Source organism: Xenorhabdus khoisanae (assembly GCF_001037465.1).
Lineage (GTDB): Bacteria > Pseudomonadota > Gammaproteobacteria > Enterobacterales > Enterobacteriaceae > Xenorhabdus > Xenorhabdus khoisanae.
Window position 1 is genome coordinate 1 of sequence record NZ_LFCV01000159.1, and the last position, 26,924, is coordinate 26,924.

General features: G+C 40.1%; 24 protein-coding genes and 3 pseudogenes. 10 read left to right on the plus strand and 17 right to left on the minus strand.

The genetic code is table 11. The annotated features are described in order from the left end of the window. A partial coding sequence (locus tag AB204_RS18465; protein ID WP_047964852.1) for a glycosyltransferase family 9 protein occupies nucleotides 1-513 on the plus strand: 513 nt, incomplete at its 5' end. Nucleotides 514-804: 291 nt separating this feature from the next. Next, nucleotides 805-1,692 carry a GNAT family N-acetyltransferase gene (locus AB204_RS18470; protein WP_047964853.1) on the plus strand — a complete coding sequence of 296 codons (888 nt, stop codon included), beginning with the start codon at nucleotides 805-807 and terminating at the stop codon, nucleotides 1,690-1,692. Here AB204_RS18470 and rfaC read toward each other — a convergent pair. Genes rfaC through rfaD form a run of 3 tightly spaced genes read right to left on the minus strand, consistent with a single transcriptional unit; the run spans nucleotide 1,672 to nucleotide 4,649 of the window. Further along, on the minus strand, nucleotides 1,672-2,649 hold the full coding sequence (rfaC, locus tag AB204_RS18475; RefSeq protein WP_047964854.1) for a lipopolysaccharide heptosyltransferase RfaC: 978 nt from the start codon (nucleotides 2,647-2,649) through the stop codon (nucleotides 1,672-1,674). The genes AB204_RS18470 and rfaC overlap by 21 nt on opposite strands. Continuing rightward, nucleotides 2,649-3,701, minus strand: a complete 1,053-nt coding sequence (gene rfaF, locus AB204_RS18480) for an ADP-heptose--LPS heptosyltransferase RfaF (RefSeq protein ID WP_047964855.1) — start codon at nucleotides 3,699-3,701, stop codon at nucleotides 2,649-2,651. The genes rfaC and rfaF overlap by 1 nt, the downstream gene beginning before the upstream one ends. Before the next feature lie 9 nt (nucleotides 3,702-3,710). Continuing rightward, the gene (gene rfaD / locus AB204_RS18485) at nucleotides 3,711-4,649 is read right to left on the minus strand and encodes an ADP-glyceromanno-heptose 6-epimerase (RefSeq protein WP_047964856.1); all 939 of its coding nucleotides are present in this window, start codon (nucleotides 4,647-4,649) and stop codon (nucleotides 3,711-3,713) included. A 237-nt stretch (nucleotides 4,650-4,886) separates the two neighbouring features. On the opposite strand from rfaD, the gene kbl reads away from it, so the two are divergent. Beyond that, nucleotides 4,887-6,083 carry a glycine C-acetyltransferase gene (gene kbl / locus AB204_RS18490; RefSeq protein WP_047964857.1) on the plus strand — a complete coding sequence of 399 codons (1,197 nt, stop codon included), beginning with the start codon at nucleotides 4,887-4,889 and terminating at the stop codon, nucleotides 6,081-6,083. Between the two features lie 9 nt (nucleotides 6,084-6,092). After that, entirely contained in the window at nucleotides 6,093-7,118 is a 1,026-nt protein-coding gene (gene tdh / locus AB204_RS18495; protein ID WP_047964858.1) for an L-threonine 3-dehydrogenase, read from the plus strand. 24 nt (nucleotides 7,119-7,142) lie between these two features. Here tdh and AB204_RS18500 read toward each other — a convergent pair whose 3' ends face one another. After that, nucleotides 7,143-8,246 (minus strand): divergent polysaccharide deacetylase family protein, encoded by a 1,104-nt coding sequence (locus AB204_RS18500; protein WP_084728619.1) that lies wholly within the window; start codon nucleotides 8,244-8,246, stop codon nucleotides 7,143-7,145. Between the two features lie 30 nt (nucleotides 8,247-8,276). Continuing rightward, nucleotides 8,277-9,590, minus strand: a complete 1,314-nt coding sequence (envC, locus tag AB204_RS18505) for a murein hydrolase activator EnvC (protein ID WP_047964859.1) — start codon at nucleotides 9,588-9,590, stop codon at nucleotides 8,277-8,279. A gap of 382 nt (nucleotides 9,591-9,972) precedes the next feature. Here envC and AB204_RS18510 point away from each other — a divergent pair, with 382 nt between their 5' ends. The 4 genes from AB204_RS18510 (at nucleotide 9,973) to cysE (ending at nucleotide 12,813) form a co-directional block, all read left to right on the plus strand. Next, nucleotides 9,973-10,410: a rhodanese-like domain-containing protein gene (locus AB204_RS18510; protein ID WP_047964860.1), complete on the plus strand. Its 438-nt coding sequence runs from the start codon at nucleotides 9,973-9,975 to the stop codon at nucleotides 10,408-10,410. Between the two features lie 71 nt (nucleotides 10,411-10,481). Further along, nucleotides 10,482-10,952 carry a protein-export chaperone SecB gene (gene secB, locus AB204_RS18515; RefSeq protein WP_047964861.1) on the plus strand — a complete coding sequence of 157 codons (471 nt, stop codon included), beginning with the start codon at nucleotides 10,482-10,484 and terminating at the stop codon, nucleotides 10,950-10,952. Continuing rightward, on the plus strand, nucleotides 10,952-11,971 hold the full coding sequence (gene gpsA / locus AB204_RS18520; RefSeq protein WP_047964862.1) for an NAD(P)H-dependent glycerol-3-phosphate dehydrogenase: 1,020 nt from the start codon (nucleotides 10,952-10,954) through the stop codon (nucleotides 11,969-11,971). Before secB ends, gpsA begins: the two co-directional genes overlap by 1 nt. Nucleotides 11,972-11,991: 20 nt before the next feature. Continuing rightward, nucleotides 11,992-12,813 carry a serine O-acetyltransferase gene (gene cysE, locus AB204_RS18525; protein WP_047964863.1) on the plus strand — a complete coding sequence of 274 codons (822 nt, stop codon included), beginning with the start codon at nucleotides 11,992-11,994 and terminating at the stop codon, nucleotides 12,811-12,813. A 68-nt stretch (nucleotides 12,814-12,881) separates the two neighbouring features. Here cysE and trmL read toward each other — a convergent pair whose 3' ends face one another. Further along, entirely contained in the window at nucleotides 12,882-13,385 is a 504-nt protein-coding gene (trmL, locus tag AB204_RS18530; RefSeq protein ID WP_047964864.1) for a tRNA (uridine(34)/cytosine(34)/5-carboxymethylaminomethyluridine(34)-2'-O)-methyltransferase TrmL, read from the minus strand. A 373-nt stretch (nucleotides 13,386-13,758) separates the two neighbouring features. On the opposite strand from trmL, the pseudogene AB204_RS23655 reads away from it, so the two are divergent. Next, nucleotides 13,759-14,388, plus strand: a pseudogene (locus AB204_RS23655) (transposase); the annotation flags it as partial. A 187-nt stretch (nucleotides 14,389-14,575) separates the two neighbouring features. After that, on the plus strand, nucleotides 14,576-15,580 hold the full coding sequence (locus AB204_RS18540; protein WP_047964865.1) for an NAD-dependent epimerase: 1,005 nt from the start codon (nucleotides 14,576-14,578) through the stop codon (nucleotides 15,578-15,580). Between the two features lie 105 nt (nucleotides 15,581-15,685). Here the strand turns inward: AB204_RS18540 and ugd are convergent, their stop codons facing one another. The 11 genes and pseudogenes from ugd to AB204_RS18595 form a co-directional block, all read right to left on the minus strand. Beyond that, complete coding sequence (gene ugd, locus AB204_RS18545; RefSeq protein ID WP_047964866.1) at nucleotides 15,686-16,852, minus strand: UDP-glucose 6-dehydrogenase; 1,167 nt, start codon at nucleotides 16,850-16,852, stop codon at nucleotides 15,686-15,688. Between the two features lie 231 nt (nucleotides 16,853-17,083). Continuing rightward, a pseudogene (locus tag AB204_RS18550) lies at nucleotides 17,084-17,518 on the minus strand (NADP-dependent phosphogluconate dehydrogenase); the annotation flags it as partial. After that, nucleotides 17,509-17,956, minus strand: a pseudogene (locus tag AB204_RS22115) (NAD-dependent epimerase/dehydratase family protein); the annotation flags it as partial. The pseudogenes AB204_RS18550 and AB204_RS22115, both read right to left, overlap by 10 nt. Nucleotides 17,957-17,996: 40 nt before the next feature. Further along, entirely contained in the window at nucleotides 17,997-18,806 is an 810-nt protein-coding gene (locus AB204_RS18560; protein ID WP_047964868.1) for a glycosyltransferase, read from the minus strand. Beyond that, a complete protein-coding gene (locus AB204_RS18565) occupies nucleotides 18,803-19,924 on the minus strand; it encodes a glycosyltransferase family 4 protein (RefSeq protein ID WP_047964869.1) in 1,122 nt (373 codons plus the stop codon). Before AB204_RS18565 ends, AB204_RS18560 begins: the two co-directional genes overlap by 4 nt. A gap of 4 nt (nucleotides 19,925-19,928) precedes the next feature. Beyond that, nucleotides 19,929-21,191: an O-antigen polymerase gene (locus AB204_RS18570; protein ID WP_047964870.1), complete on the minus strand. Its 1,263-nt coding sequence runs from the start codon at nucleotides 21,189-21,191 to the stop codon at nucleotides 19,929-19,931. A gap of 22 nt (nucleotides 21,192-21,213) precedes the next feature. Continuing rightward, the gene (locus AB204_RS18575) at nucleotides 21,214-22,320 is read right to left on the minus strand and encodes a glycosyltransferase (RefSeq protein ID WP_047964871.1); all 1,107 of its coding nucleotides are present in this window, start codon (nucleotides 22,318-22,320) and stop codon (nucleotides 21,214-21,216) included. Further along, nucleotides 22,311-24,194, minus strand: coding sequence for an asparagine synthase (glutamine-hydrolyzing) (gene asnB / locus AB204_RS18580; RefSeq protein WP_235428139.1), 1,884 nt, complete (start codon nucleotides 24,192-24,194; stop codon nucleotides 22,311-22,313). Before asnB ends, AB204_RS18575 begins: the two co-directional genes overlap by 10 nt. Before the next feature lie 11 nt (nucleotides 24,195-24,205). Continuing rightward, the gene (locus AB204_RS18585) at nucleotides 24,206-25,108 is read right to left on the minus strand and encodes a glycosyltransferase family 2 protein (RefSeq protein ID WP_047964876.1); all 903 of its coding nucleotides are present in this window, start codon (nucleotides 25,106-25,108) and stop codon (nucleotides 24,206-24,208) included. A 23-nt stretch (nucleotides 25,109-25,131) separates the two neighbouring features. Beyond that, the gene (locus tag AB204_RS18590; protein ID WP_047964873.1) at nucleotides 25,132-26,379 is read right to left on the minus strand and encodes an O-antigen translocase; all 1,248 of its coding nucleotides are present in this window, start codon (nucleotides 26,377-26,379) and stop codon (nucleotides 25,132-25,134) included. Next, nucleotides 26,379-26,924: DegT/DnrJ/EryC1/StrS family aminotransferase (locus tag AB204_RS18595; protein WP_047964874.1), on the minus strand; the 546-nt coding region annotated here is incomplete at its 5' end. The genes AB204_RS18590 and AB204_RS18595, both read right to left, overlap by 1 nt.

Genomic DNA, 26,924 nt, shown 5'->3' on the forward strand with positions numbered 1-26,924 from the left:
GATTATGACTTATATTATCCTCATGAAATAGATATTAAAACAAAAACATTTATTGATAACCTAAAGAAAAACGCCAAAAAAACAATTATCATAAATCCTTTTGCAGGAAGTGTTGACCGTTGTCTTTCTGTGTGTCAATTAAAAAAATTGGTAGAGAAACTTAAGAATATATATACGAATATCAATATAGTTTTTTTGGATCATCAACGTCTTATTAATATGGCTGAATTTGATGGAATATATAGATATGAATCTGAATCATTATATCATACGGTTTCCATTATAGCTCAATCTGATCTTGTGATATCACCTGATACATCTATTGTTCATATATCAGCTGCATATAAAAAACCACTAGTTGCAATTTATCAGGATATTAAATCAAATAAAACATTATGGGGTCCAGGTTATAATGAGTCAATTCAAATACTAGCAAAAAATGGAAGGTTGCATGAAAATGAAGATATTGATGAATTAATCATTGAATCTGTAAAGAAGATATTTCCGTTTTAATAAATAACCCCAGCATATTTTTATTTTGTTGGGGCTTTTCTTGTCTATAATAAATCCAAAATGTTTACATTTATTTATTTTTATGACTTTTTAAGGGTGCTTAGAAATATATATTTAATTTATTATAACTCTGAACATTTAAAATGTGCTTAATAATAAAAGTTAACGTTACTTATCGTTTAATGATGTAGTTGTATCTCATTACTTTATTTTTATGTAAAATAGAAAATTCGGCTAATTTTTTTAGTTATTGACAGATAAAGCCAGAATACTTTTATGGAGATACTTTCTATGGAAGCTGCAAAAGCACTTCTTTCGGGATGGAAAAACGGCGATTTTGAACAGTATAAAGAAGCCTATGAGCTGTTTGGAGGATGTACATCAACACACCCCAACATCATATCTTTTCTGGATAGACATCTTGATGGGAAGTTTTGCTTTTATATCAAAAAAACAGAAACTGGAATTCAAGGGGCCTGTTTTACTTTCGATAACAAAAAGTTAACTGAAAGTATGCAAACGAGATATCCACTACCCTATGATGAAATTATTTTCCCTATCGCAACAGGCGTTAAGCTATTTTTACCAATAAAATCAAAGAGATTATCACCTATCCACGAAGAAAACTTTATTAATGCCAGTTACAGACCTCTTTTCAATAAGCGTCAAATTTGCTTGATAAAAGATAATTTTTCTTACAAAACTCGCCGTAATCGTAGTAACGAGATCAATAAGTTCAAGCGCGCAGGAGGGGAAATTCGTCCTTCAAGTGAGTTTAGTGCCGAAGAATTAGTGAATATTTATATCGATTTGTATCAAAAACGTTGGAATTATAGCCATTCAGAGGAACAAAAAAAGCATCTGATTGAAATAAATACAGAACTTCGTGAGCATATATTTGGCAATGTGTTACTGATCAACGGCAAACCTTGTGCTTATGATTTTGTCTTGAAGGCAGATAGCCCTAAATGGATCTCCTTTGATGCTATTAATGGTGGCTATGATTCAGAATATGCTCATCTCAGTGTCGGAAGTATCTTGATGTGGGTAAATATCCAAGAAGCAAAAGCACTGTGTCAGCAGGGTGGCAAAACCATGCGTTACTCCTTGGGTAATCCTACGTTTGAGTATAAAAGCCGTTGGTGTGAAACATTACAACTAGGAAAAGTGCTTTTTTAACACTTGCTGCAAGAGCAACATAACCTCCGATGGTGTAATACTTTGCATCGTATTATCCGCCGATTTTAGAGAATGTTGCTCTTTACCATATCCACCGATCAAACCGGGATCTGTCGGACCAAATAGGGTGATATTAGGTCTATCAAGCGCGGCTGTCAGATGGCTCAGCCCCGTATCGACGGAAACCACCGCTCGTGCGCCAGCAAGGATCTGGGCGACTTCAGCGAGTGTCAGTTTAGGCAGTACTTCAACATGAGAAAATCCTTCTGCCAACCGTAATGCCCGCTGATGCTCATGCTCTGCACCCCAGGGTAGTTTGATGCGCATTCCCGTTGTCTGGAGTTCTGCGATAAGTTGTCGCCAGTGATTTTCAGGCCAGTGTTTTTCATCGCGGGTAGTTGCGTGTAGGAAAACGAGATAATGGCCTTGGTTTTCTGTTTGTTGATTCAGAAAATGGCGGGCAATGGCATAGTCACCTTGTTCCGATGGCTTTTTATAGCCCAAGCTATCCGCAAACAAGGCCCGAATGCGCTCAACTGCATGTTGTTGCTTACTAACGGCATGATGATGATCGTAGAAGAAGCTGGCGATAGGTTCGCGGATGCTTTTTTTGTCGTAGCCATGTTTTGGTCCATGAGCTAATCGAGTCACCAAAAAAGCACTTTTTAACAGCCCTTGGGCATCAATAATGGCGTCATATTGGTGCTGTTGTAGTTGTTTCCGGAATAGCGCTCGCTCTTCACGAATATCTTTTCTGAACCAATTTTTCCGCCAACGGCGAATCGCGACGGGAATAACATTTTCGACTGCACTGTGCCAAGTTGGAATTTGAGCAAATCCCTCTTCCACCACCCAATCAAATTGAATGTCAGGAAAATGTTTTTTAGCATCGGTTAATGCTGGCAGAGAATGTAACACATCGCCCATTGAAGATGTTTTTACCAGTAAAACACGCATTAATGCTGGCTCTCCACCTGTAGCAGTTTCTCTAATGAAGCTAAAACCATCTCAGGTTGAATATCAATCAAGCTTTGATGATAACCGCCATCGCTGTCACCTTTTCTGATTTTATGATAGCCCGTAATCAGACGGATCACTTCAGCCTTGTCTGAAAGGGGAGGCGTAAAATCTGGGCTGCTTGGGCCATATAGCGCTACCAACGGACGATTTAAGGCTGCTGCAACATGCATCAGACCTGAATCGTTCGTCACGATGGCATCACAAGCTGCGATGATATTAACTGCTTGCTCAAGTGATGTTTTGCCTGCCAGATTGAGACAATCTTCGCAGGCCTCATCACTTAAAAGAGTTCGAATATCTTCACCCGCTGCGTGATCTTTGGCGGAACCAAACAGCAGAATCTGATAGCCTTTCTGGGTAATTAATTGCTCGGCAAGCGCGGCATAGTGATAATGCGGCCAGCGTTTAGCCGGGCCGAATTCAGCGCCCGGGCAGAAGCCAATAATAGGGCGGTGATCAGCAATATTGAAGGCTGAGGTCGATTCTGCAATATCTTCGTCATTGACGGTTAACTGCGGCCACAAGAGAGGTTGTGGAATGTCATCGGCGCTATGTATGTTTTTCCCTTCATACGCGAGAGCAACATAGCGCTGAACCATGAGAGGAAAAGCACTTTTATTCAGGACTCGGATATCATTCAGTAGCCCATAACGCATTTCACCACGCCAGCCTGTACGCAGCGGGATATTGGCGAAGAAAGACACGAGTGCAGATTTGAATGAGTTGGGTAACACATAGGCGCGATCATATTTATTTTCACGCAATGCGATTCCGAGGCGGCGACGCTCACCCAAGGCAAGTGCACCATGACCAAGCGGCATGGCTAGTGCTTGATTCACTTCTGGCATTTTTGCCAGTAATGGGCGGCACCATGCCGGTGCCATCACATCAATTTCTGCATTCGGGTACAAAGCCTTCAAAGTACGGTAGAGGCTTTGTGACATCATCATGTCACCCACCCATGATGGGCCGATCACCAATATCTTCATAGAAGTCGATTAATTATCCTGATTGAGCCATTGCATATATTCAGCGACACCTTCGGCAACGGTTTTGAATGGTTTTTCATAACCAGCGGCCCGAAGTTTGGTCAGATCTGCCTGAGTAAAACTCTGGTAGCGGCCTTTTAATTTTTCTGGAAAATCGATGTATTCCACAACTGGAGATTTTTCTGTATGGAATTCAGTAACGGCATCTGCAATAGCCTGGAAAGACTCAGCACGGCCTGTTCCACAGTTAAAAATGCCGGATACATTGTTTTTCCAGAACCATAGATTGACTGCGGCAACATCGCCGACATAGATAAAATCGCGACGGAAATGTTCGCTACCGGCAAATAACTTCGGATTTTGCCCTTGGTGGATCTGATCATTTAAATGATAGGCGACACTGGCCATGCTGCCTTTATGCCCTTCGCGCGGCCCATAGACATTGAAATAACGGAATCCACAAATCTGGGAATCTGCATGAGGTAAAATATCGCGAACATATTGGTCAAAAAGGAACTTGGAGTAACCATAAACATTGAGAGGTTTTTCGTATTGACGCTCTTCAATAAAATTATCACTGCGGCCACCGTAAGTTGCGGCAGAAGAGGCATACAGGAACGGGATTTGGCGCTCAAGGCAATAATGCAATACATCTTTGGAGTATTGATAATTATTGTCCATCATATACTTACCATCCCATTCCGTTGTGGATGAGCATGCACCTTCATGGAAAACGGCATCAATATCACCTAAATCATCACCGGCAACGATGCTGGCAATGAAATCTTCCTTATCTATATAATCGGTGATATCCAAATCAACTAAATTGACGAACTTTGTGCCGTCTTTCAGGTTATCAACAACAAGAATATCCTTATAGCCTTCATCATTCAGTGCCTTGACAATATTGCTGCCAATAAACCCTGCGCCACCAGTGACAATAATCATTTGGCTCACCTCTAAATAGTCAGTTGGGTATATCTTTGGGGCGTATAATAACACTTAACCCTACTGACGACAGTAGGTTAAACAGGGGAATATCCTGAAATATTGTCTCAGAACAGGCTTCGGGCCGTGATCGGCTTTACAAAGTTGATATTATCTTTCTTGGTGTGTCGTCACTGGCAATATCTATCAGTAAAATACATCCAGCCTTCCACTTACTTAGGTACTCAGGAGAGAAAAATGTCAGCGTCATTTTACCAGCAAATTAATTCGCAATTGGAACAAGCCCGCTCTGAAGGTCTATTTAAAACTGAGCGTATCATCACCTCTTCCCAGGATGCCAATATTGCTGTCGCAGAGGGTAACCAAGTCATTAATTTTTGTGCCAACAACTACTTAGGTTTGGCTAATCACCCTGACCTGATCGCTGCTGCAAAAGCAGGAATGGATAGCCACGGTTTTGGTATGGCATCCGTTCGTTTTATTTGTGGTACGCAAGACTCCCATAAAGAATTAGAAAATAAGATAGCTGAATTTTTGGGTATGGAAGATGCCATTCTGTACTCTTCGTGTTTTGATGCCAACGGCGGCCTGTTTGAAACGCTGTTTGGGCCGGAAGATGCCATTATTTCTGATGCTTTGAACCACGCTTCCATCATTGATGGTATCCGTTTATGTAAAGCGAAACGTTACCGTTATGCCAATAATGACATGCAGGAATTAAGAGCGCAGTTGGAGAAAGCGAAGGCCGAAGGTGCGCAAAATATTCTGATCGCAACAGATGGCGTCTTTTCAATGGACGGAGTGATTGCTGATTTGAAATCCATCTGTGATCTGGCTGATGAATTTGGTGCATTGGTCATGGTGGATGATTCACATGCGGTTGGGTTCGTCGGTAAAAATGGCCGTGGCACACATGAATATTGTGATGTCATGGGGCGTGTCGATATTATCACTGGTACGCTGGGTAAGGCTCTGGGCGGCGCGTCTGGTGGTTATACCGCTGCACGTAAAGAAGTTGTTGAGTGGCTGCGTCAGCGTTCACGCCCTTATCTGTTCTCCAACTCACTGGCTCCTGCCATTGTTTCTGCATCTATCAAGGTGCTGGATATGTTGGAAAATGGAGATGATCTGCGTGAGCGTCTCTGGAAAAATGCGAATCTGTTCCGTGAGAAAATGACTGCCGCAGGTTTCACTTTAGCGGGAGCAGATCATGCCATTATCCCTGTCATGCTGGGTGATGCTAAATTAGCACAAGAATTTGCGGCTGAATTGCTGAAAGAAGGCATCTATGTGATTGGATTCTTCTATCCGGTTGTTCCTAAAGGCCAAGCGCGCATTCGAACCCAGATTTCAGCAGCCCATACTGAAGAACAAATTGAGCAAGTGGTGGCGGCGTTTACACGCATTGGCAAGCAATTGGACGTCATTGCATAAGGTGTCACTATGAAAGCATTATCAAAATTAAAGTCAGAGGAAGGGATTTGGATGACGGATGTGCCCACTCCGGAACTCGGGCACAATGATGTGATGATTAAAATCCGTAAAACGGCCATTTGTGGTACGGATGTTCACATCTATAACTGGGATGATTGGTCCCAGAAAACTATCCCCGTTCCGATGGTGGTAGGGCACGAATATGTCGGTGAAGTGGTTGCGATTGGTCAGGAAGTAAAAGGATTCAAAATTGGTGATCGCGTTTCCGGTGAAGGGCATATCACTTGTGGTCATTGCCGTAACTGCCGTGGTGGTCGTACTCATTTGTGCCGTAATACCACTGGCGTTGGTGTGAACCGTGAGGGTGCTTTTGCTGAATATCTGGTAATCCCGGCCTTTAACGCCTTTAAAATTCCGGACAATATTCCGGATGAGTTGGCGGCTATTTTTGATCCTTTTGGTAATGCGGTACATACAGCGCTGTCTTTTGATTTAGTGGGGGAAGATGTACTGGTATCCGGTGCTGGCCCTATCGGAATTATGGCGGCGGCGGTGTGTAAGCATGTTGGTGCCCGTCATGTCGTGATTACGGATGTGAACGAATATCGCCTTGAGTTGGCTCGTAAAATGGGCGTTACCCGTGCCGTGAATGTCAGCAAAGAGAATTTGACCGATGTGATGGCAGAGCTGGGAATGACGGAAGGTTTTGATGTTGGACTGGAAATGTCCGGTGCACCATCTGCGTTCCGTACCTTGCTTAATACCATGAATCATGGTGGACGCATTGCATTATTGGGCATTCCACCTTCAGACATGGCGATAGATTGGAATCAGGTCATCTTTAAGGGGCTGTTTATCAAAGGCATCTACGGACGTGAGATGTTCGAAACATGGTACAAAATGGCAGCGTTGATCCAATCTGGCTTAGATCTGACTCCAATTATTACTCATCAATTCTCGGTTGATGATTACCAGAAAGGCTTTGATATCATGCGGTCAGGGCAATCTGGCAAAGTTATCCTAAATTGGGATTAAAAATTTTAACTACCTAAAAAGAAGTTAAAGGTTAGAACAGGCGTCCCTTGTTTTATGGACGCCTGTTTTATGGGCGCCTGTGTGAACATTTTTTTGTTGTGATTTTATTTTGTCTGCTGCTTTGTTTTTCTTTGTTTGGTTTCTTTCTGCCTTATCGTTTTCTGTCTTATCTAAGAGATCGGAAGCTTCTTGTTCTGGGGTATTACTCAAGAGTTTTTGAATGTGCTGATTTAAGGTATTGATGACAATATTGTTAGCTAATTCTTTTCCTATCATCTTGATATAAGCCAACTGAGTTACTGGGGCTGGCTCTGATTCGCCAGGCTTGCACTTGCGTGCTATTTGTTGGTTGTTCTTATTTGTAGGTCTGTGGTTTAGTAACATACTGGGTGTTACCAACTCAATATCACTGGGTAATGTTGCGAGAGTTTGCTGTAAGGCGCGTACAGTTGTTGAATGTGGATGCCCAATGGCAATAGCAAAACCTTGTCTACGGGCAAGGGCAATTGCCCGGTTGAGTTGGTGTTTTGTTTCAGCTTCGGTTTGAACATTATCCAAAAAAACATTTCGGCGGATGACTGGAACAGATGTTCCTATCGCTGCTTTAGTGACTTGTGTGTTCCCAATCGTGACACTATCCAGAAAGTAGAGATGGTGACGAGATAATATTTGCATCACTTTTTCCATGCCACTGAGATTGGATGTCATTGCGCTACCCATATGATTATTCATGCCAACAGCATGGGGAACTTTCTGTATCGCATCCTGAATAATACGACCAATTTCTTCCTGACTCATGGCCGGATGCAGGGTATTTTTTTCCAAAGGTTGCTTGCTTAGTGGCGCCATCGGCAGGTGGATCAACACTTCCCGCCCTTGTTGATGGGCTTTTTCTGCCATTTTCCTGCCGTGTGGAGAATTGGGCAGTATTGCGATAGAAACCGCAACAGGCATTTGTAATATCTTGTTTTCCTCGTGAACACGGTAGCCAACATCATCAATCACAATGGCTAAACGTGCAGCGTGGGCATTTAAGGTAAACGTCAATGATATGACGAATAGCAGTATCCAGAATAACAGAGTTAGCGAACTAACATGTTTTATTAATAGATACTGCATCTTCATCATTAGTGTGTTCATCCTATGTTGTTCTTTATCCTATCTACCTAACCACGGTAATGGATTAACAGCTCGCCCTTGACGACGAATTTCAAAGTACAGTGAAGGTTGCTTTTGCCCGCCGCTGCTGCCGACCAGTGCGATTGGCTGACCTGCCCGAACCTGCTGCCCAACTTTAACTAGTGTGCTTTGGTTGTAACCGTAAATGCTCATGTCACCTTTACCATGCTCAATGACGACAACCAAACCATAGCCTTGCAACCAATCTGCCAGTAATACGCGCCCATCTGAGATAGCTCTCACTTCTGTACCTTCTGCGGCGGCGATAACAATGCCTTTCCAGCGCAGTTCACCCTGTATTGCTTCACCGAAACTATGGATGACACTGCCGCGTACAGGCCAGATTGCTTGACCTGCCGGACGCCCAAGACCACCTGTCCGGGCCATGAGAGCACGTTCATCTTCTGTCGGTTTGTAGCTGGAGCCTTTTTTCTGAGCCTGTTTTTGTTTAGCGGCAACTTGGGCACGAACGCGAGCAGCCTCACGAGCTTCACGTTCAGCACGGGCTTTGGCTTCTCGTTCAGCTTTGGCAATTTTATTTCTCAAGCTGGTTTCATTTTGCCTAAGCTCCGTCAGACTCTGTTGATCTTTTTTCAATGAAGATTCGAGCATTGTTAACGTGTTTTGTCGTGCAGAACGGGCAACTTCCATTTTTTGTTTTTGTTGCTTCTGACTGTTCAGTATTACTGTTTGTTCGCTTTGCTTTTCCAGTTGTAATTTTTTTTGCTGGTTAAGTTCTTCTGTTGTTTTTTGCAGTTTGGAGATAGTTTCTTGGCGTGCCTGATTCAGATAACTGTAATAAGCAAGAATACGTTCTTTACGTTGAGTTTCTTCGCCATTGAGCAACAACTCTAATCCTTGGTGATTTCCTTGCCGAAATGCGGCATTCAATTGACTGGCAAGTAATTTACGTTGTTCTTTTTGTTGCGTTTGCAGCCGTTTGATATTTGTATTCATTGATGAGAGTTCGTTTCCCAGTTTACTCAGGCGAGCCTGTGTACCGTGCAGAGAGCGGCCTACTTCTGAGATCGTGCTTTCTTGTTCTTTCAATTGATTAACGAGGTCAGTGCGTTGTTTTTGCTGTTGTTTTACACTTTTCTCTTTCTCGGCAATATCCTGCTGAATATCTTTGAGCTGATTTTTATTCTCTGAGATCTGGTTGGCGAAAGCACTTATACTGAGGCTGAAAAAGGCGAACAACAAGGCACAGAGCGATAACCCTCTGGTTTTCTTTTGCCACTGATATTGCTTCTGCCGATTCGTACGGCGCTTTAGGTCCTTATTTTCAGCCATCTTATTGAGTACCCTGCTGCTATGCCTTTCTGTTATCTTTTATTCTGCTATCTTTTATTCTGCTATATAGTGCCCGATTATTTCATGAGGAATTGCCCCTGACCAGAGAACAGCCTGTTTTTTATCGTCAATATAAGTTTTAGTTAATTTAGTTCATATATTGTCGAAGATCCTGCCCCAGCTCAATGTGACATGAAAGATTTTAATGATGCATTACAATTAAGTGCTTCTCGGTGTATTTTTTAATTTTTCTCGAAACTCTCCGCAAAATCTGCACAAATGTGCATAGTGTTAGTGCTAATTGGCTGTAATTGACGCAACACACAGGTATACTCTGCTACCTTAGATATTTGTTATTAACTAACGGGAGTTGTTGCCCTCCATGCTGCAAGAAATCATGCAATTTATTAGCCGGAACACGATCCTGAGCCTTGCTTGGATTGCATTGCTGGTGGCTGTCATCGTTATGACGGCAAAAAGCGTGTTCTCCAAGAGTAAAGAGATCACCCGTGCGCAAGCTATTCATTTTATCAATAAGGAAGATGCAATCGTCGTGGATTTACGCTCCCGTGACGATTTCCGCAGAGGGCATATTATTGGTTCCGTTAACCTGACGCCATCTGAGATTAAAGATAATAATCTGGGTGAGTTGGATAAACATAAAAAACAGCCTGTCATTGTTGTTTCGGCGAATGGATTGGAATCCAGAACACCGGCGGAGAACTTGATTCGCTCCGGTTTTGAGCAGGTTTATTCCCTGAAAGAGGGGATCGCTGGGTGGGCGGGTGAAAATCTGCCATTGGCCCGAGGCAAGAGATAACAAGCTGAGATGCAGGCAGAATGCTTGCATTATCGAAGGTTTAATAAGGACGTCTGAAAAAGGTAATTATTATGTCAGAACAAAACAACACAGAAATGGCTTTCCAGATCCAGCGTATTTACACGAAAGATGTTTCTTTCGAAGCACCAAAAGCGCCTCAGATTTTCCAGCAGGACTGGCAGCCGGAAGTTAAATTGGATCTGGATACTGCTTCCAGTGAATTGGCTCAGGGAGTCTATGAAGTTGTTCTGCGTGTCACCGTTACGGCGACATTAGGGGAAGAAACCGCATTTCTGTGTGAAGTTCAGCAAGCAGGTATTTTCTCTATTGATGGCATTGAAGGAACCCAACTGGCCCATTGCTTAGGTGCATATTGCCCGAACATTCTGTTCCCATATGCTCGTGAATGCATCACTAGCTTGGTCGGGCGTGGTACTTTCCCACAACTGAACCTGGCTCCAGTTAACTTTGATGCTTTGTTCATGAACTACCTGCAACAGCAGGCTGAATCTCAGCCTAATGAGGCTGAACAGGAAGCCTAATGAATACTGCTTCTATGACAGTGATCGGTGCCGGTTCATACGGCACCGCTTTAGCCATTACTTTGGCTCGTAATGGGCATGAGGTTGTGCTTTGGGGACATAACCCTGAGCACGTTCATGCCTTGCAACAAGCGCGTTGTAATCAGGCATTTTTGCCGGATGTTTCTTTCCCTGATAGTTTACTGCTTGAAGCAGATCTGAAGAGCGCGGTATCAGCCAGCCAGAACATCCTGATAGTGGTTCCCAGCCACGTTTTTGGTGATGTCTTACAGCAAATAAAACCACATTTGCAACATGATAGCCGTATTGTTTGGGCAACCAAGGGCCTTGAAGCTGAAACAGGGCGCTTATTACAAGATGTGGCTCGTGAGATATTAGGCAATGAAATCCCCTTGGCAGTCGTCTCAGGCCCGACATTCGCAAAAGAGCTGGCGGCAGGTTTACCAACAGCGATTGCTGTCTCTGCTACAACCCCTGAGTTTGGTGAGGCGCTCCAACAGTTTTTCCATTGCGGCAAAAGCTTCCGGGTATACAAGAACCCTGATTTCATTGGAGTTCAACTCGGGGGGGCAATAAAAAATGTTATTGCAATTGGTGCGGGTATCTCTGATGGTATGGGATTCGGGGCGAATGCCCGCACGGCGTTGATTACCCGCGGATTGGCGGAGATGAGCCGTCTCGGTGTGGCATTGGGAGCCGATCCATCTACATTCATGGGAATGGCTGGATTAGGTGACTTAGTTCTGACCTGTACTGACAACCAATCTCGTAACCGTCGTTTTGGCATGATGCTGGGGCAGGGTATTAATGTTGATGATGCTCAACATGAGATTGGGCAAGTGGTTGAAGGATATCGTAATACCAAAGAAGTTCGTGCACTGGCGGAAAGAGTAGGGGTTGAAATGCCTATTACAGAGCAGATTTACCAGATCCTGTACTGCAATAAAAATGTGATTGAAGCTGCTCAGGCATTATTGGGGAGAGCAACAAGAGATGAGGGAGAAAGCTCTCATTCTTAAGTAAGATAGGAACGACTGATATGTCGCGAGAAGAACTGATCGAAGTCTGGAAAAATATAAAAAATGAGGCAAAAGCGCTGGCAGACTGTGAACCCATGTTGGCCAGTTTTTTTCACGCGACACTACTCAAGCATGAAAATCTTGGTAGTGCCCTGAGCTATATGCTGGCAAATAAGCTGGCAACTCCGATTATGCCTCCCATTGAAGTCAGAGAAGTCGTTGAAAGTGCATATCGCAGTGATCCTAAGATGATCGAATCCGCAGCAAGTGATATCAAAGCTGTCCGGTTACGTGATCCGGCGGTAGATAAATACTCCACTCCATTACTTTACCTTAAGGGCTTCCATGCACTACAGGCCTACCGTATTGCGCATTGGTTGTGGAAACAAGATCGCAACGCATTGGCAATCTATCTGCAAAACCAGATCTCAGTTTCATTTGGTGTAGACATCCATCCTGCCGCGAAAATTGGCTGTGGCATCATGCTTGACCATGCAACTGGCATTGTGATTGGTGAGACGGCGGTTGTTGAAAATGATGTATCCATTCTGCAATCGGTAACCCTTGGGGGTACGGGCAAAGCGGGAGGAGATCGTCATCCGAAAGTACGTGAAGGGGTGATGATTGGAGCGGGTTCCAAAATCCTCGGAAATATCGAGATTGGTCGCGGCGCAAAAATCGGGGCAGGATCTGTTGTATTAAGACCCGTTCCACCCCATACCACAGTAGCTGGCGTACCGGCGCGGATTGTCGGAAAACCGGAAAGTGATAAGCCATCACTGGATATGAACCAGCATTTTAATGGAATAAATAACGGGTTTGAGAATGGGGATGGGATTTAAAGTACCATTTTTTTCTTATGAGTAATAAGTAGAGCATTCAGCGCGGGTTAGGCGCTGAATGTTATGTATTAATCCCGCAGTAACGCACCCGGATAACCCAGTTGCCGCCATGCTTCAAACACAACCACAGCAACAGTATTGGACAGATTCATACTACGGCTATCTGGCAGCATGGGGATTCTGATTTTTTGTTCTGAGGGCATGTTATCTAATACATAAGATGGTAAGCCACGGGTTTCCGGGCCAAACATCAGATAATCACCATCACAATAACTCACATTACTGTGTGCCGGAGTGCCTTTTGTGGTTAAAGCAAACAGACGTGCTCCAGAAGGGGATTGTGAATTGACCGAATTGAGTCCTTCACTTTTCAGGAATGCGTTGTAATCGTGATGTTGTTTGATATTGGCAAACTCATGGTAATCCAACCCTGCACGACGCAGGCGTTTGTCATCCCATGTAAAACCCAAAGGTTGAATGAGATGAAGTTGACAGCCTGTGTTGGCACACAGGCGGATGATATTGCCTGTATTAGGCGGGATTTCTGGTTCGAATAGGACGATGTTTAGCATGTTTTGATTAAATTGTTACAGATGTAGTTGTAATTTTCTACAGTATCCATTTCTGCTGCGTGTGTTTTTTCTACTAAGTGTGTAGTACCAACTTCTATTTTATCAGTTAAAGATATTATCTAGTACCACAGCCGTAGCCTATATTGTGTCTGTAGCGGTCAAGAAATACCGGACACTAATGAGCAACTGTTCGGGTTTCTCGAAGAAAAGTAACAATCATGCGCCGAAAGCTCATTAACGGGCTTAATCCCTTGATGGTTACCTGACTGCATGATTGTTGCCAATCTCACTTAACCATCATAAACCAGATTAAAGATACAAGATGACCTTCCCAGGGCAAACGGGTCTAAATTATACTGATGGAAAACCTACCCAGCTTTGGGCGTGGGATATTACGTGGATCGCGTCAACGGTAAAAGGCCGCTGGTTTTATCTGTATATAATAATCGATATTTTCAGCCGAAAAATTGTCGGTTATGAAGTCCATGAAGTCGAGAGTGGTGAGGGTGAGTTAGCGGCGGAGCTGGTGCAGCGCACAGTCTGGAAGGAGCAATGCTGGCGTGACTCACTGATACTGCATGCCGACAATGGTGCCGCGATGAAATCACAAACACTGCAGGTCAAACTTCGGGAACTGGCTATTACCCCATAACACAGCCGCCCACGGGTCAGTAATGATAATGCCTATGCAGAATCGCTGTTCCGAACGCTGAAATATGTGCCGGTGTGGTCGGAGGGCGGCTTCAGTGATCTGACACAAGCGCGTGTCTGGGGGGATAATTTTACCGACTGGTATAACGAAGAGAACCGTCATAGTGGGATAAGTTATGTGACATCGGGTTAACGGCACAGAGGCGAAGACAAAGTGATTTTAAAGCAGCGGGATGCCGTTTATCGTCAAGCTAAGTTCACACACCCGAAACGCTGGTCGCGCAGCACAAGAAACTGGCAGTGGGTAGAAACAGTGACGTTGAATCCCGAGCGAGAAAAACGGGCGGCTTAAATTTATTAATGGTGCCAACTATGTTGACAATTACCGCTACCTTCAATGCCACAATAACTTTTGTCTTGCAAACGGGATGCGTTCATATAGGTGACCATAGATTATCTTTTTTTGTCGCTTAGAGGTATGATTTTGCTTTCTGCTGTATCAACTGGTTACAGTCTGCTCAAAATATATAGGGGAGTAAATGAAATACCTGGTTACCGGCGCTGCCGGCTTTATCGGTTTCCATGTCAGCAAACGTCTTTTGGAGGCGGGTTATCAGGTGGTCGGTATTGATAATTTAAACGACTACTACGACATTAATCTGAAGCAGTCACGTTTGGATTTATTGAAAGATCCCAGTTTCAACTTTCACAAAATCGATCTGGCCGACCGCGATAAAATGGCCGAACTTTTCGCTACCGAGCAGTTTGACCGTGTTATTCATCTCGCCGCACAGGCTGGTGTGCGTTATTCGCTAGAGAACCCTCATGCCTACGCGGATGCAAACCTTGTCGGTCACCTTAACATACTAGAAGGTTGCCGTCACAATAATGTGCAACACCTGCTATACGCTTCTTCCAGTTCTGTATACGGTCTGAACCGTAAAATGCCGTTCTCGACAGATGATTCTGTTGATCACCCGGTTTCGCTATATGCGGCAACCAAAAAAGCCAACGAGTTGATGGCACATACGTATTCACATCTCTACTGTTTGCCAACCACTGGTCTACGTTTTTTCACCGTCTACGGCCCTTGGGGTCGCCCAGACATGGCTCTGTTTAAGTTCACTAAAGCCATGCTCGAAGGGAAAAGCATTGACGTATATAACTACGGCAAAATGAAGCGTGACTTCACCTTCATTGATGACATCGTCGAGGCCATTATTCGCTTGCAAGATGTTATTCCTTTGCCAGATCCGCAATGGACGGTAGAGACTGGATCTCCAGCAACAAGTTCAGCTCCATATCGTGTTTATAACATTGGTAATAGCTCACCAGTGGAGTTGATGGATTATATCAACGCGCTGGAAGATGCTCTTGGAGTGGAGTCTCAGAAGAATATGATGCCGATCCAACCTGGTGATGTTTTAGAGACCAGTGCTGATACCAAGGCCCTCTTTGAGGTCATTGGATTTAAACCAGAGACAACTGTGAAAGATGGAGTAAAAAGATTTGTCGATTGGTATCGTAGTTTTTACAATGTTTGAATCAGGATCCAGCACAGGTATCTCGACAAAACTGCAACTATAGACATAAAATGCAAAAAGCCCCTCAAAATGAGGAGCTTTTTCTTCGCAACAATCAAGGGTAACTCAGTCGTTACCAAATAAATCGCGTGTATACACTTTATCCGCTACATCAGCCAGCTCTTGAGCCATACGGTTGGAGATAATAACGTCAGCTTCCTGTTTAAAGGTATCCAGCTCATGCACTACGCGAGAGTGGAAAAACTCATTTTCCTTCATAACCGGTTCATAAACAATAACCGATATGCCCTTGGCTTTGATGCGTTTCATGATCCCCTGAATGGAAGAAGCACGGAAGTTGTCAGATCCACTTTTCATGATTAGACGGTAAACGCCGACCACCTTCGGCTTACGCGCGAGGATCGAATCAGCAACAAAATCCTTTCGGGTACGGTTAGCGTCGACAATCGCCGAGATAATATTATTTGGTACGGACTGATAATTCGCCAAAAGCTGTTTGGTATCTTTTGGCAGGCAATATCCACCATAGCCAAAGGACGGGTTGTTATAGTGATGACCAATACGTGGGTCAAGACATACGCCTTCTATGATTTGGCGGGAATTCAGACCTAAACTTTCTGCGTAGCTATCAAGCTCATTAAAATAAGCCACACGCATCGCAAGGTAAGTATTGGCAAAGAGCTTGATAGCTTCCGCTTCAGTTGAATCAGTAAACAGGATCGGGATATCCTGCTTGATTGCACCTTCCTGTAGCAATGTCGCAAATTTTTCAGCACGTTCAGATCGTTCACCAATCACAATTCGGGAAGGATGCAAGTTGTCGTATAGCGCACGTCCCTCACGCAGGAACTCCGGTGAGAAAATAACGTTTTTAATGCCCAGACGTTCTTTAATCGACTGAGTGAAGCCCACAGGAATAGTTGATTTTATGATCATCACCGCCTGTGGATTGATTTCTGTTACGTCGCGGATCACCGCTTCAACACTGGACGTATTGAAATAGTTGGTTTTAGGATCGTAATCGGTTGGAGTGGCGATGATGATGTAATCAGCGTTCCTGTATGCGTCATGCTTGTCTGTTGTAGCGCGGAAGTTGAGGTCTTTAGTTGTTAGATACTCTTCAATCTCTTTGTCAACAATTGGTGACTGCTTCTGATTAAGCATGTCCACTTTAGCCTGCAAAATATCTAACGTTACCACTTCGTGATTTTGGGCAATCAGGATGCCGTTTGAAAGGCCTACATAACCTGTTCCTGAAATAGTTATTTTCATTAGCTCTAACTTCTTCTGGTTAAACATTTGAGTGGCAATAGTTCTCCACCACAATCTAAACAACTGTTGGGGTTTTTAACCCTGATGCTGATAGCCTATCAAGGCAACTCACTGGGCAGGTTGGCTCACATTATATCGTCATCTAACCAAGTACTCAGCCCTATCTCCGCGTAAAACACCGTTTAGTGTAATCGCTCCGAGCCTCGCCTTAACTATGAGGCTTAAATCAGATTAATCCAGCCACGCAGTGTGGAACACACCTTCTTTATCTGCGCATTTATAGGCATGCGCGCCAAAGTAATCGCGCTGTGCCTGAATCAGGTTAGCAGGCAGAACTGCCGCACGACAGCTGTCAGAGTAAGCGATAGCTGCGGAGAACGTCGGTACCAGGATGCCATTCTGCACTGCATAAGCCACGATATCACGCAGCGCTTGCTGATACTCATCGACAATTTTCTTGAAGTACGATGCCAGCAGCAGGTTAGCGATACCCGCATTTTCTGCATAGGCATCGGTGATTTTCTGCAGGAACTGCACACGAATAATGCAGCCAGCACGGAAGATCTTCGCAATTTCGCTGTAGTTCAGATCCCAGTTGTATTCATCAGATGTGGCACGCAGCTGGGAGAATTCCTAAACATAAGAGACGATTTTACCGAAAAATATCTTAAGCAAGTAACTCTGACATTTGGCTTAGCTAAAGTAAAATCTTTTAAAATATGCTCTACCATTAATTTAGATGTGCCATAAGGGATTGTGGTATTACCAATAGGACTCATTTCTGTCAATGGCACCGAAGAAGGAATTCCATAGACATTATTTTTATAATATAGGATCTCTAATAGACTCAGAAACAGATTTCGATCCAGTAAAATGAATAACACCACTTATGCTATGACTTGTAAATATTTCTTTTAAACTATTTTTATTGGTAATATCCGATATATGAATTCTCTTCCCGAAAAGAAACTCCACCCTCCGCAAAGATTCCATACTTGAGTTGGATAAATTATCTATTACAACCGCCTCATATCCATTTTGTAATAGTTCCAAAACGATATGAGAACCAATATCACCTGCCCCACCTGTTACTAAAATAGCCATTAGGCTACCTTCATCTTAATAAATTAGTGACTATATTTATCTAACGCAACACCTTGTAAGCAATTTTTTTAAAAAAGACAGGTGATAAACGCAACCCTCCTTTAAGAACGATATTAATACAATATTTTGTAAATGATAAAAATCCAATAGAACGTTGAAACTTGAGAAGTTCGACCTCATATTTAAAGTGCCTAATTCCTCTTCTACTTATCAAACTGTTACCCGTCCTCATTTTTAGCAAAACATCAGGTACATTTGACAGTTTATAGCTTTTTTTTATAAGTAAAGACCATAAAGCGAAGTCCTGCGCCTTGCGCAACCCGGGATATCCCCCCAAGTTCAAAACTATATCACGTCTAAATATCGCCGCAGGGTGACTCAGGGGTGAGCGAAATTTAGCCATTTTCACAATGGAGTCATGATGAGTGGGGACATGTCTAGTACCTAATAAGGTTGACATTTTTTCATCCCACTCTTCGACAAAACCGCTAGAAGCAGCAATATCTGTATTCTGTAACATGTAAGGTATTTGAATCTTAAATCTATCAGCTAAAGCTATATCATCGCTATCCATTCTTGCTACTAATTCATACTTACAATTCAATAAGCCTTCATTTAAAGCTATACCCAACCCAACGTTCTCTGATAAAGGGATAATAGTGAGAATATCACCGAGTCGATGCTTCCACTGCTCAATTACATTATAATGTTCTGGCTTCAAAGGTCCATCCTGAACCAGAACAACTTGGGCAGGTTTAATAGACTGAAAATCCCATATACTTTCAATTGCTTGATGTAAATAATGAGCATCATCAGCAATATATACAGCCATCAATACTGAAAAATTCATTTATTTTGGACACTCTTGGAATAAAGATGTTGATATTGTGAACCCATCACTTCAGCGCTTAGCTTATTAATTACTAACGCCCTGCTTGCATGAGACATACTTTTCCAATCATTCTGTGCTAAAGATACAAAAAGTTGTGACATATCTGTATCATTATCAGAGATAACACCGATATTATTATCAAGCGTGACTATTTCTTTATGCGGTTCAATTTTTGATAATAAGACAGGTAGGCCGCAGGACAAGGCTTCAATAACAGCCATAGGTAAACCTTCAGTACTTGAAGCAGAAACGAAGTAATCCGAAATCTGAAGATAATCTACAACATTATGTACACGCCCCATGAATAATACGTTAGAAGCGTTTGCATATTTTCTTTCAAGATCTTCTTTGAGTTCACCTTCGCCCAAAAATACTAATACATCATTTTCAAAACTATTCTTATTACGTAAAAAAGATTCAATTAAAATTTCCGGACGCTTCAATGCACTTAAATGACCGCTTGAAATCCATATCTTATGATGTTCAGAAAATCCCATCTTCGCTTTTAATTCACATTTCCTTTCCAAGGATAACGGAAAAAAAAGAGCTGTATCAACTCCGTTTAATATAGAGCTGGCATTTTTCACATTAAAATTTTCTTTCAAGTTATTTGTAACTGATTTAGATACCCCTATCACATGCTCTATCTTTTTTATAGCACCGATCTGGAGTTTAACCATAGAAAATCCCAATAATATCCCATACCTCTTTATAAAGTCTTTTTGGGGATAGTTATGTATGGTGCAAACTCTTATAAAATTACCACGTAAAAATGAGTTTAATACATCAGCACGAATACCTTGCGAGTGCACGACATCAGGTTTAATAATCTGAACCAGTCTTTGTAACTTAGCTTTAGAAAGGAATATGCTTTGTAGTCTTGTCAAATTCAAAGAACGAACATCAACTCCAATTGAAACAAAATCATTCCACCTTGAATCAGTTGATTCTTGCGATAGTGTAACGATTACTAATTCTAACTCAAATCTTCCCAGATTACTTAAAAGATTGAATAATTGATTTATGGGGCCGGATCGTTTTAATGTTGATACAACAAAAAGGACTCTAATTTTCAAAATATCACCCCATACTTTTATTTGGTTTAAGTTTAAACAATATAAAGTATAAAAAAACAAACCGTAAAATTATTGGAATTTGAGCGAAAAAATATTCACTAAATGAGATAAGTAAAATTCCTGGTAGTAGGAAGCAATAAATCATTGAAAAAAAGACATTCCCTTTTCTTACTTGTGAATACAATGTTCCCATAATAGCACCGGTTACTCCAAAATAAAAAACACCTCCCCATCCCATATTGCTAAATACAACCCCAAATGCTGTATAAACATTTGATACAAAATTATATCCAGGACCTACCTGAACAAAATCAACATAATTTTCAGGGTAACAAATTGTGCAATTATCTATAAATCCAACTGTATCTAAAACAGAATCAAATTTATTAAATAAACTATCAAAAAAAGCAAATCTGAAGAATATGTTTACATTACCTAGAAGATAATGATCAAAAGCAAAATATCCACCTGAAAGATAGCGTAAAAATGAGATAAAGAAATACCCTAGCGAGTCAGAAAGATTGTCATATCCACCAGAGCCATAACCAAAAATAAAGCCAGCTCCGGTGTAAAGTACGAAGATAAAACCAAACAGGAAAACTGCAAACTTCCATCTAAGATGAAAAAAAACGATAACAACACCCAATAGAACTATGCTGGCTCTTATAGCCCCTGAACGAGCGACGCTGAAAATAGGCAATAAGAAAGAAAAAATTAAAAAAGTAATTACTGTTAATTTGAATAATAAGCTTACACACCTAGTTGACCAAATGTAAAGTCCAATTACTGATAGCGGCAATGCTATCATATCAGCATTTCTCACAAGATAATTAACATTATTTTTAAGATCATATTCTCCTGAAGTTGACACTGCTCTGTAATATTCTGCATAATGACTAAAACTATTAAAACTAACTATTTCGTCAAGATATGCTTTTAGCATTAAGCTGCAAAGAAGTAGAGAGACAATAGATACTAAATAATAAAGCCTCTTATTAAAAAATAAACTTTTATCAGCCTCAACCTTATTTATTGAAATATTTTCAAAAATAAAAGAAAAGCAAGAAAAAGTTATAATACATGCAGTAATATATAAAAGAGAATATATTGAAGGAGAATAAAAAATACCCTTAATAAACAACACAGGACACAACGTACATATCACGACTAAAGGTAACAAAACTGAAGGAGAAAACAAATTATTTTTATTAATTATAATCAAGACTACAATTATAAAAAATATAGAAAGGGTCGTGAAATATATCATATAAAACCCAACATCATCATAGTTAGTAATTTCTTGCTAGTATATCTGAATAATAATTAACAACGACAGCAGCGTGATATTTTTCTGCATCAGTTGCGATTTTTTTGTAATCCCATTCCTTTAGTAAAGCTAAATTTAACTTTTCAACTCCATCAAATATATCTTTAAAACTGACCAGAAATCCATTACCAGATTTTATAATTTCCGAAGGACCATTTTGACAATTAAACGACACAACAGGTGTACCTACTGTCAGAGCTTCAACCAGAACGTTAGGAAAGCCTTCAAATAGTGAAGTAAGCAATACAACCTTTGCTTTACTATAATATTCCTCAAGGTCATCTCTGAATCCTAAAAAATCTATTTTACTTTCTATGCCAAGACGATGAGCATAGTCAATGAGGTTGTTTTTTTGGCTTCCTTCACCAATAATAATCATGTGAATTTTTTCATGCTTCAATATGATCCTAGAAAAAATATCGATAGCATAATGGAATGCCTTTTGTTGTTCTAATCGTCCGACGCAAAGAACATATTCATCTCTGTTAGAATTACTCCAATCCATCTTTCTAGAAAAATCAGAAAAACTCTCATTTACAGGATTATAAATTACAGAGATTTTTTCGTCAGCAAAGCCTAAATAATTTATCAGATCTTTTTTCATACCAGCTGATTGAGCAATTATATGATCAACTTTATGATAAAAGCATCGAATGAAAATAGTTATAATATATTTATGCCAAAAACTTTTAGTGTTTTTCTTTTCAAGACTTAATGTATTTATATTTCGCGCGATTATAATATATTTACTTCTAGTAATCATGCGAAGAAATACCAGAATAATAGCTAATTGATGATTAAACACCAATATTTTTTTAGGATTATTTACTTTCAGATATTTTAAAAGCTTAAAAAATGAGTCTCTTGCATGTTCACAATTTAGAGAGTAAATATTAATTGATTTATCGATCTGGGATTGACGAGTGGAGTTTGTAAGATTTAATACAACTAAAGTAATATCCCAACCTAATCTAGCGAGTCCGTTAGCAACGGTTACACAGACCCCCTCAGCACCACCGGGTCGAAGTGAACTAATAAGCAATGTAATGCTCTTATCATTTACATCCATTTCTCTCTCCACATCTCAAACATAAGCAAAAACCAAATCTTTTTAAAGTTAACTTTATTATTATTCCCTGAAAAATAGTCTTTGCAAATTGCCCTTACCATGTGAGGATTTAATATTTCTGACTTTGCAATTCGGTTCTCATCCAAATAATAAGAAACATACACTTTTAGTTGATCACCTAACCAATCTGACACAGGAATACCAAAGCCTTGTTTTGGACGATCTAGCATCGATTGAGGGATATATTTATGTACGATTTTTTTCAAAATGTATTTTCTACAATTATTTTTTATTTTTAGTTGAGGATCTAGTCTTGCAACAAATTCGATCAATTTGTAATCCAGCAAAGGCTCTCTTCCTTCGAGAGAGCATGACATAGTAGCACGATCAACTTTCGTTAATATGTTGTCTACCTGATATGTCTTATAATCAATTGCAAGGATATTATCTAACCAATTTCCATTTAAGCGCTCATCAAATGCAGTATGCACGTCAAGAACTTCACGCGTAAATAAATGCTGAAGTTCTGTATCTGTAAATACGCAAGATGATGTTTTCAATAAACCGCTCTCATCCTGTCCTATCATATTTGCAAGTCGTTCTAATCGATCAGCAGCATTATCATAATGTGCATACTCGAAGACTTGTTGAGTTAACTTACTCTTTAATAAAGCTTTTACAGCAGGATATGCAACTGAAGGTATTTTGTTAAATAAATCCTTTTTCCTTTTTATCGCTGTGTATTTATCATAGCCACCAAAAAGCTCATCACCTCCATCAGCACTCAGTGAGACCGTTACGTCCTTTCTTGCTAATCTGCTAACCAGAATTGTCGGGATTGCAGAGGGATCTGCGAAGGGTTCGTCCCAGATATCAGGAAGAATAGGTAATATTTCTTTTGCATCCTCACTGGTGCAATAATATTCTATATGATCAGTACCTAAATAATTTGCAGTATTCTTTGCATACTGAGCCTCATTAAATGACTCTTCATTAAAACCAATAGTAAATGTTTTTAATTTGTTAGCACGATTGGCTTGTAGTAAAGCTGCTACAGCAGAAGAATCATATCCACCACTTAGAAAAATACCTACTGGAACATCAGCAACCATACGATATTCACAGGCTGAACTCAGCAAGCTTTCGCATCTATCTATAGCTTCATTTTCGGAAATATCAAATTTCGGTTTATCATAGCAGTCGGAAACATTCCAATAGCATTTTTTTTGTATATTCTTAGTAACGATATCAATGACTAAATAATGACCAGACTCTAGCTTAAAGCCACCTTCAAATATTGTAAAAGGCTGAGGTATATAGCCATATTGAAAAAAAAGCCTCAAGCCTTCATTCGAAATTTTCTTATTGAAACCATCATGCTTATGGAAACTTTTTAATTCACTAGCAAATAAGAATACTCCATTTTCAAAATACCAGTAAAGAGGTTTAACTCCAGCACGGTCGCGTAGTAGAATAACTTTTTGCTGAGTCTTATCAAGAATAACTAATGCAAACATCCCATTAAGCTTTCCAATTAGCTTTGGCCCCCAGCGATGCCATCCCTTTAGCAAAACCTCTGTATCCGAGTCTGAATCAAAAGTATAATTTTCTTCAATTAACTCATTTCTGATCTCTTTAAAATTATAAACTTCACCATTGTACACTATAGTGAGATTCATATAGCTCATTGGTTGGTGACCATGAGCAGATAGATCCAGTATAGATAACCGCCGATGCCCAAGAGCAACAGTACAATTTTCAAACTCTTCGGTTAGAAGTCCGCAATCATCAGGGCCACGGTGATGTAGAACATCTGTCATTTCTTTTAAAACATCAACCTGAGTTTTTTTGTTGAAATCGATATAACCAGCCATCCCGCACATAGTTAAACCTTAACCTTGCCGAAGGTAAATAAATAGATTAATAAGGCAATTGCTTTTTTATATCTGAAACTTATTTTTAGACTAACATACACGGAATTTTTGTAATCTAACTTTTTTCTTAAATGAAATAATATTTCAGAATATGCATAAAGTGCTTCACTAGTATATTGAGGATATTTAGCGATAACTATATTACAAGTATTTAAATGATCGATTTCAGCTTGCGAGAGCGTATTTATCTTTTTTGTAATATTATTACTGTGTCGACGATATCTGCCTAATACTTCGTCAATATACCTGACCTGACCACCATTTGCAAGAGATTCAATCCAATATAGCCAATCTGATGCAACAGGTATTAGTTCATTATAACCATCTTTTGGTGATTTCTCAGTTCTAACTACGCTAGAACATGCACCATTAAACGTCCGATATTTAATAGATTCTGCGATTTTACCATTTATTTTTTGTTTTTTTAATTTATTAAAGTAATATAAATGCTCATTTGAATCTGACTCAAAGACATCCAAATTGTGATAACATAATGTGCAATCAAGATTATTTTCCATGAATTCAACTTGTTTATGTATTTTCCTTGGAAGCATTAAATCATCACCGCCCATCCAAAAAATATATTTTCCTTTACATGCAAAATGAGCTTTATTTGAATTTTTAGTTATTCCACCATTATATGGTGATAGCTCTAATGTAAAAATCCCCGGATACTTTCTATCATACTCGAGAAGCATATCCTGAGTCCCATCTTTTGAGCAATCGTCAGCAACAACTATTTGTAACTGAGGATAACCTTGCATTAATACAGACTCAATGCATTCCTTCAGAAAAGCCCTTTGATTATAAGTGATGATTGCTACGCTTACTAAAGGAAGATCAGACTTATCCAAAATCACCTCTATTTCAAGAAATATTAATTAATGATTTTATGTCGCAACAAGACGAACATTGCGAACAAATAAAGCAAATAGTTCACAGCAAAACCGTATGTTATACCTACCAAGCCATAAATATTAATAAATAAGATAGAAATCAAGATAAAAGAGATCGAAAATAAGATTTCTGTAACGATGAATTCCTTAACCATTGCTTTTGCTAACATCAAGTAGCTTAACAACCAAGCAGCAATTTTCAGAACATCCCCAACAAGTTGCCATCTAAATAATTCAATCATAGGCAGGAAATCTTTACTAAAAAGAATAAAAGTAATATATTCCTTTATTGCATATATCATTAAAGCCGACATAATTACAATTGGAAAAATTATTTTATAACCATTAATTAGTTCAACTCTTAGTTCTCTTTTTTCTTTAATCTCAGATAGTCGCGGCAAATAATATATATTAAGAGCGGTAGTTATTACCATTAAATACATACTAGATATATACCAAATAGCCTGCCAGTAGCCCGCTTGCTGCCAACCAATATGGTTTCCAATATAATTTCTAAGTATAAAATTCGTTATCGGAACTGCAGCTACAGTTGTAAATGTCATTAAGGAATATTTAATAAGCGATTTAGCAGTCTTATGGTCAAACATTTCCTTAAATAAATCAAATTTGATGATCGCGTGTTTTCTTAGTCTCCACAATACGCTTAAAAAAATCATAGACTGATTGGTAACCATTGCAATTAAAGCACCATTTAACCCCCCAAAAAATATAGCTAGTGATGTAAAGAACAGACTGTAAACACTTTGAGATATATTTATCCCAATAAAAGTTCTAATTTCTTTCAGCCCATTTAGAATAGACAGTAATAGTTGATTGAGAACAAAAAAAACAATTGTGATGCCAAAAATTATAAATACATATCCATACTCGCTGTTCTTAAAAATATACTCTGATAAGTAAGTGGCGAAGATAATCATTAGCGTTCCTACGAACACAGAAGCGCTAATGCTAATGCGGATAGCAGTACTATTCAGAACTGAAATATTCTTATTTTCAGCCATCAATTCAGCATTATATTTTGTTACGCCATTATTTATTCCTCCCTGAGCAAGTGTCAACACAACTTGTGTAAAATTTTGAAATTGCCCAATGGTCGCTAATCCAGCAGGCCCGATATATAGCGCTATCGCTTTGTTAATTACCAATCCTGATAGCAACCTGAAAAATGTAGCAATAAAGCTAAGTATTGAAGTTTTAATTAGTGTCATCAATATTTATTAACCATATTTATCACATAATCAATATCTTGATCACTCATCGTCGGATCCAATGGTAATGAAAGAACTTCATTGTGTATTTTCTCAGTTTGCGGCAAATTAACTGTTTTAACCCAATCACAGTTTTCATAAGCCTTCTGCTTATGAGGAGGAGTTGGGTAATGAATTAATGTCTGAATTTTTTGTCCAGCAAGATACTTTTGAAACTGATCGCGCTCAGGTGTTTGTATTACAAATAGATGCCAGACATGTTGATCACGTTCAGTGACATTGGGCAATCTTATTTTGTTATTTTTTATATTAGAGATATATTTGTGCGCAATGTCTTTTCGGCGTTCTATTTCCCTATCAAGATATTTTAATGTTACAGACAGCATCGCAGCCTGTATTTCATCTAGACGACTATTTATGCCTTCATATAAATTTTCATATTTGAGATGAGAACCATAATTTCTTAGAGCTTTAACAACGCTTGCTAATTCATCGTCCGAAGTAGTGATTGCTCCTGCATCGCCTAATGCGCCAAGGTTTTTACC

Bases quoted from the DNA above. Each gene is read 5' to 3' on its own strand.
- AB204_RS18575 (WP_047964871.1), bottom strand. From the start codon at position 22,320: ATGGATGTAAATGATAAGAGCATTACATTGCTTATTAGTTCACTTCGA.
- AB204_RS18470 (WP_047964853.1), top strand. From the start codon at position 805: ATGGAAGCTGCAAAAGCACTTCTTTCGGGATGGAAAAACGGCGATTTT.
- rfaF (WP_047964855.1), bottom strand. From the start codon at position 3,701: ATGAAGATATTGGTGATCGGCCCATCATGGGTGGGTGACATGATGATG.
- rfaC (WP_047964854.1), bottom strand. From the start codon at position 2,649: ATGCGTGTTTTACTGGTAAAAACATCTTCAATGGGCGATGTGTTACAT.
- rfaD (WP_047964856.1), bottom strand. From the start codon at position 4,649: ATGATTATTGTCACTGGTGGCGCAGGGTTTATTGGCAGCAATATTGTC.
- asnB (WP_235428139.1), bottom strand. From the start codon at position 24,194: ATGGCTGGTTATATCGATTTCAACAAAAAAACTCAGGTTGATGTTTTA.
- kbl (WP_047964857.1), top strand. From the start codon at position 4,887: ATGTCAGCGTCATTTTACCAGCAAATTAATTCGCAATTGGAACAAGCC.
- AB204_RS18570 (WP_047964870.1), bottom strand. From the start codon at position 21,191: ATGATATATTTCACGACCCTTTCTATATTTTTTATAATTGTAGTCTTG.
- secB (WP_047964861.1), top strand. From the start codon at position 10,482: ATGTCAGAACAAAACAACACAGAAATGGCTTTCCAGATCCAGCGTATT.
- tdh (WP_047964858.1), top strand. From the start codon at position 6,093: ATGAAAGCATTATCAAAATTAAAGTCAGAGGAAGGGATTTGGATGACG.
- AB204_RS18500 (WP_084728619.1), bottom strand. From the start codon at position 8,246: ATGATGAAGATGCAGTATCTATTAATAAAACATGTTAGTTCGCTAACT.
- AB204_RS18540 (WP_047964865.1), top strand. From the start codon at position 14,576: ATGAAATACCTGGTTACCGGCGCTGCCGGCTTTATCGGTTTCCATGTC.
- envC (WP_047964859.1), bottom strand. From the start codon at position 9,590: ATGGCTGAAAATAAGGACCTAAAGCGCCGTACGAATCGGCAGAAGCAA.
- trmL (WP_047964864.1), bottom strand. From the start codon at position 13,385: ATGCTAAACATCGTCCTATTCGAACCAGAAATCCCGCCTAATACAGGC.
- AB204_RS18510 (WP_047964860.1), top strand. From the start codon at position 9,973: ATGCTGCAAGAAATCATGCAATTTATTAGCCGGAACACGATCCTGAGC.
- cysE (WP_047964863.1), top strand. From the start codon at position 11,992: ATGTCGCGAGAAGAACTGATCGAAGTCTGGAAAAATATAAAAAATGAG.
- gpsA (WP_047964862.1), top strand. From the start codon at position 10,952: ATGAATACTGCTTCTATGACAGTGATCGGTGCCGGTTCATACGGCACC.
- AB204_RS18590 (WP_047964873.1), bottom strand. From the start codon at position 26,379: ATGACACTAATTAAAACTTCAATACTTAGCTTTATTGCTACATTTTTC.
- AB204_RS18560 (WP_047964868.1), bottom strand. From the start codon at position 18,806: ATGAATTTTTCAGTATTGATGGCTGTATATATTGCTGATGATGCTCAT.
- ugd (WP_047964866.1), bottom strand. From the start codon at position 16,852: ATGAAAATAACTATTTCAGGAACAGGTTATGTAGGCCTTTCAAACGGC.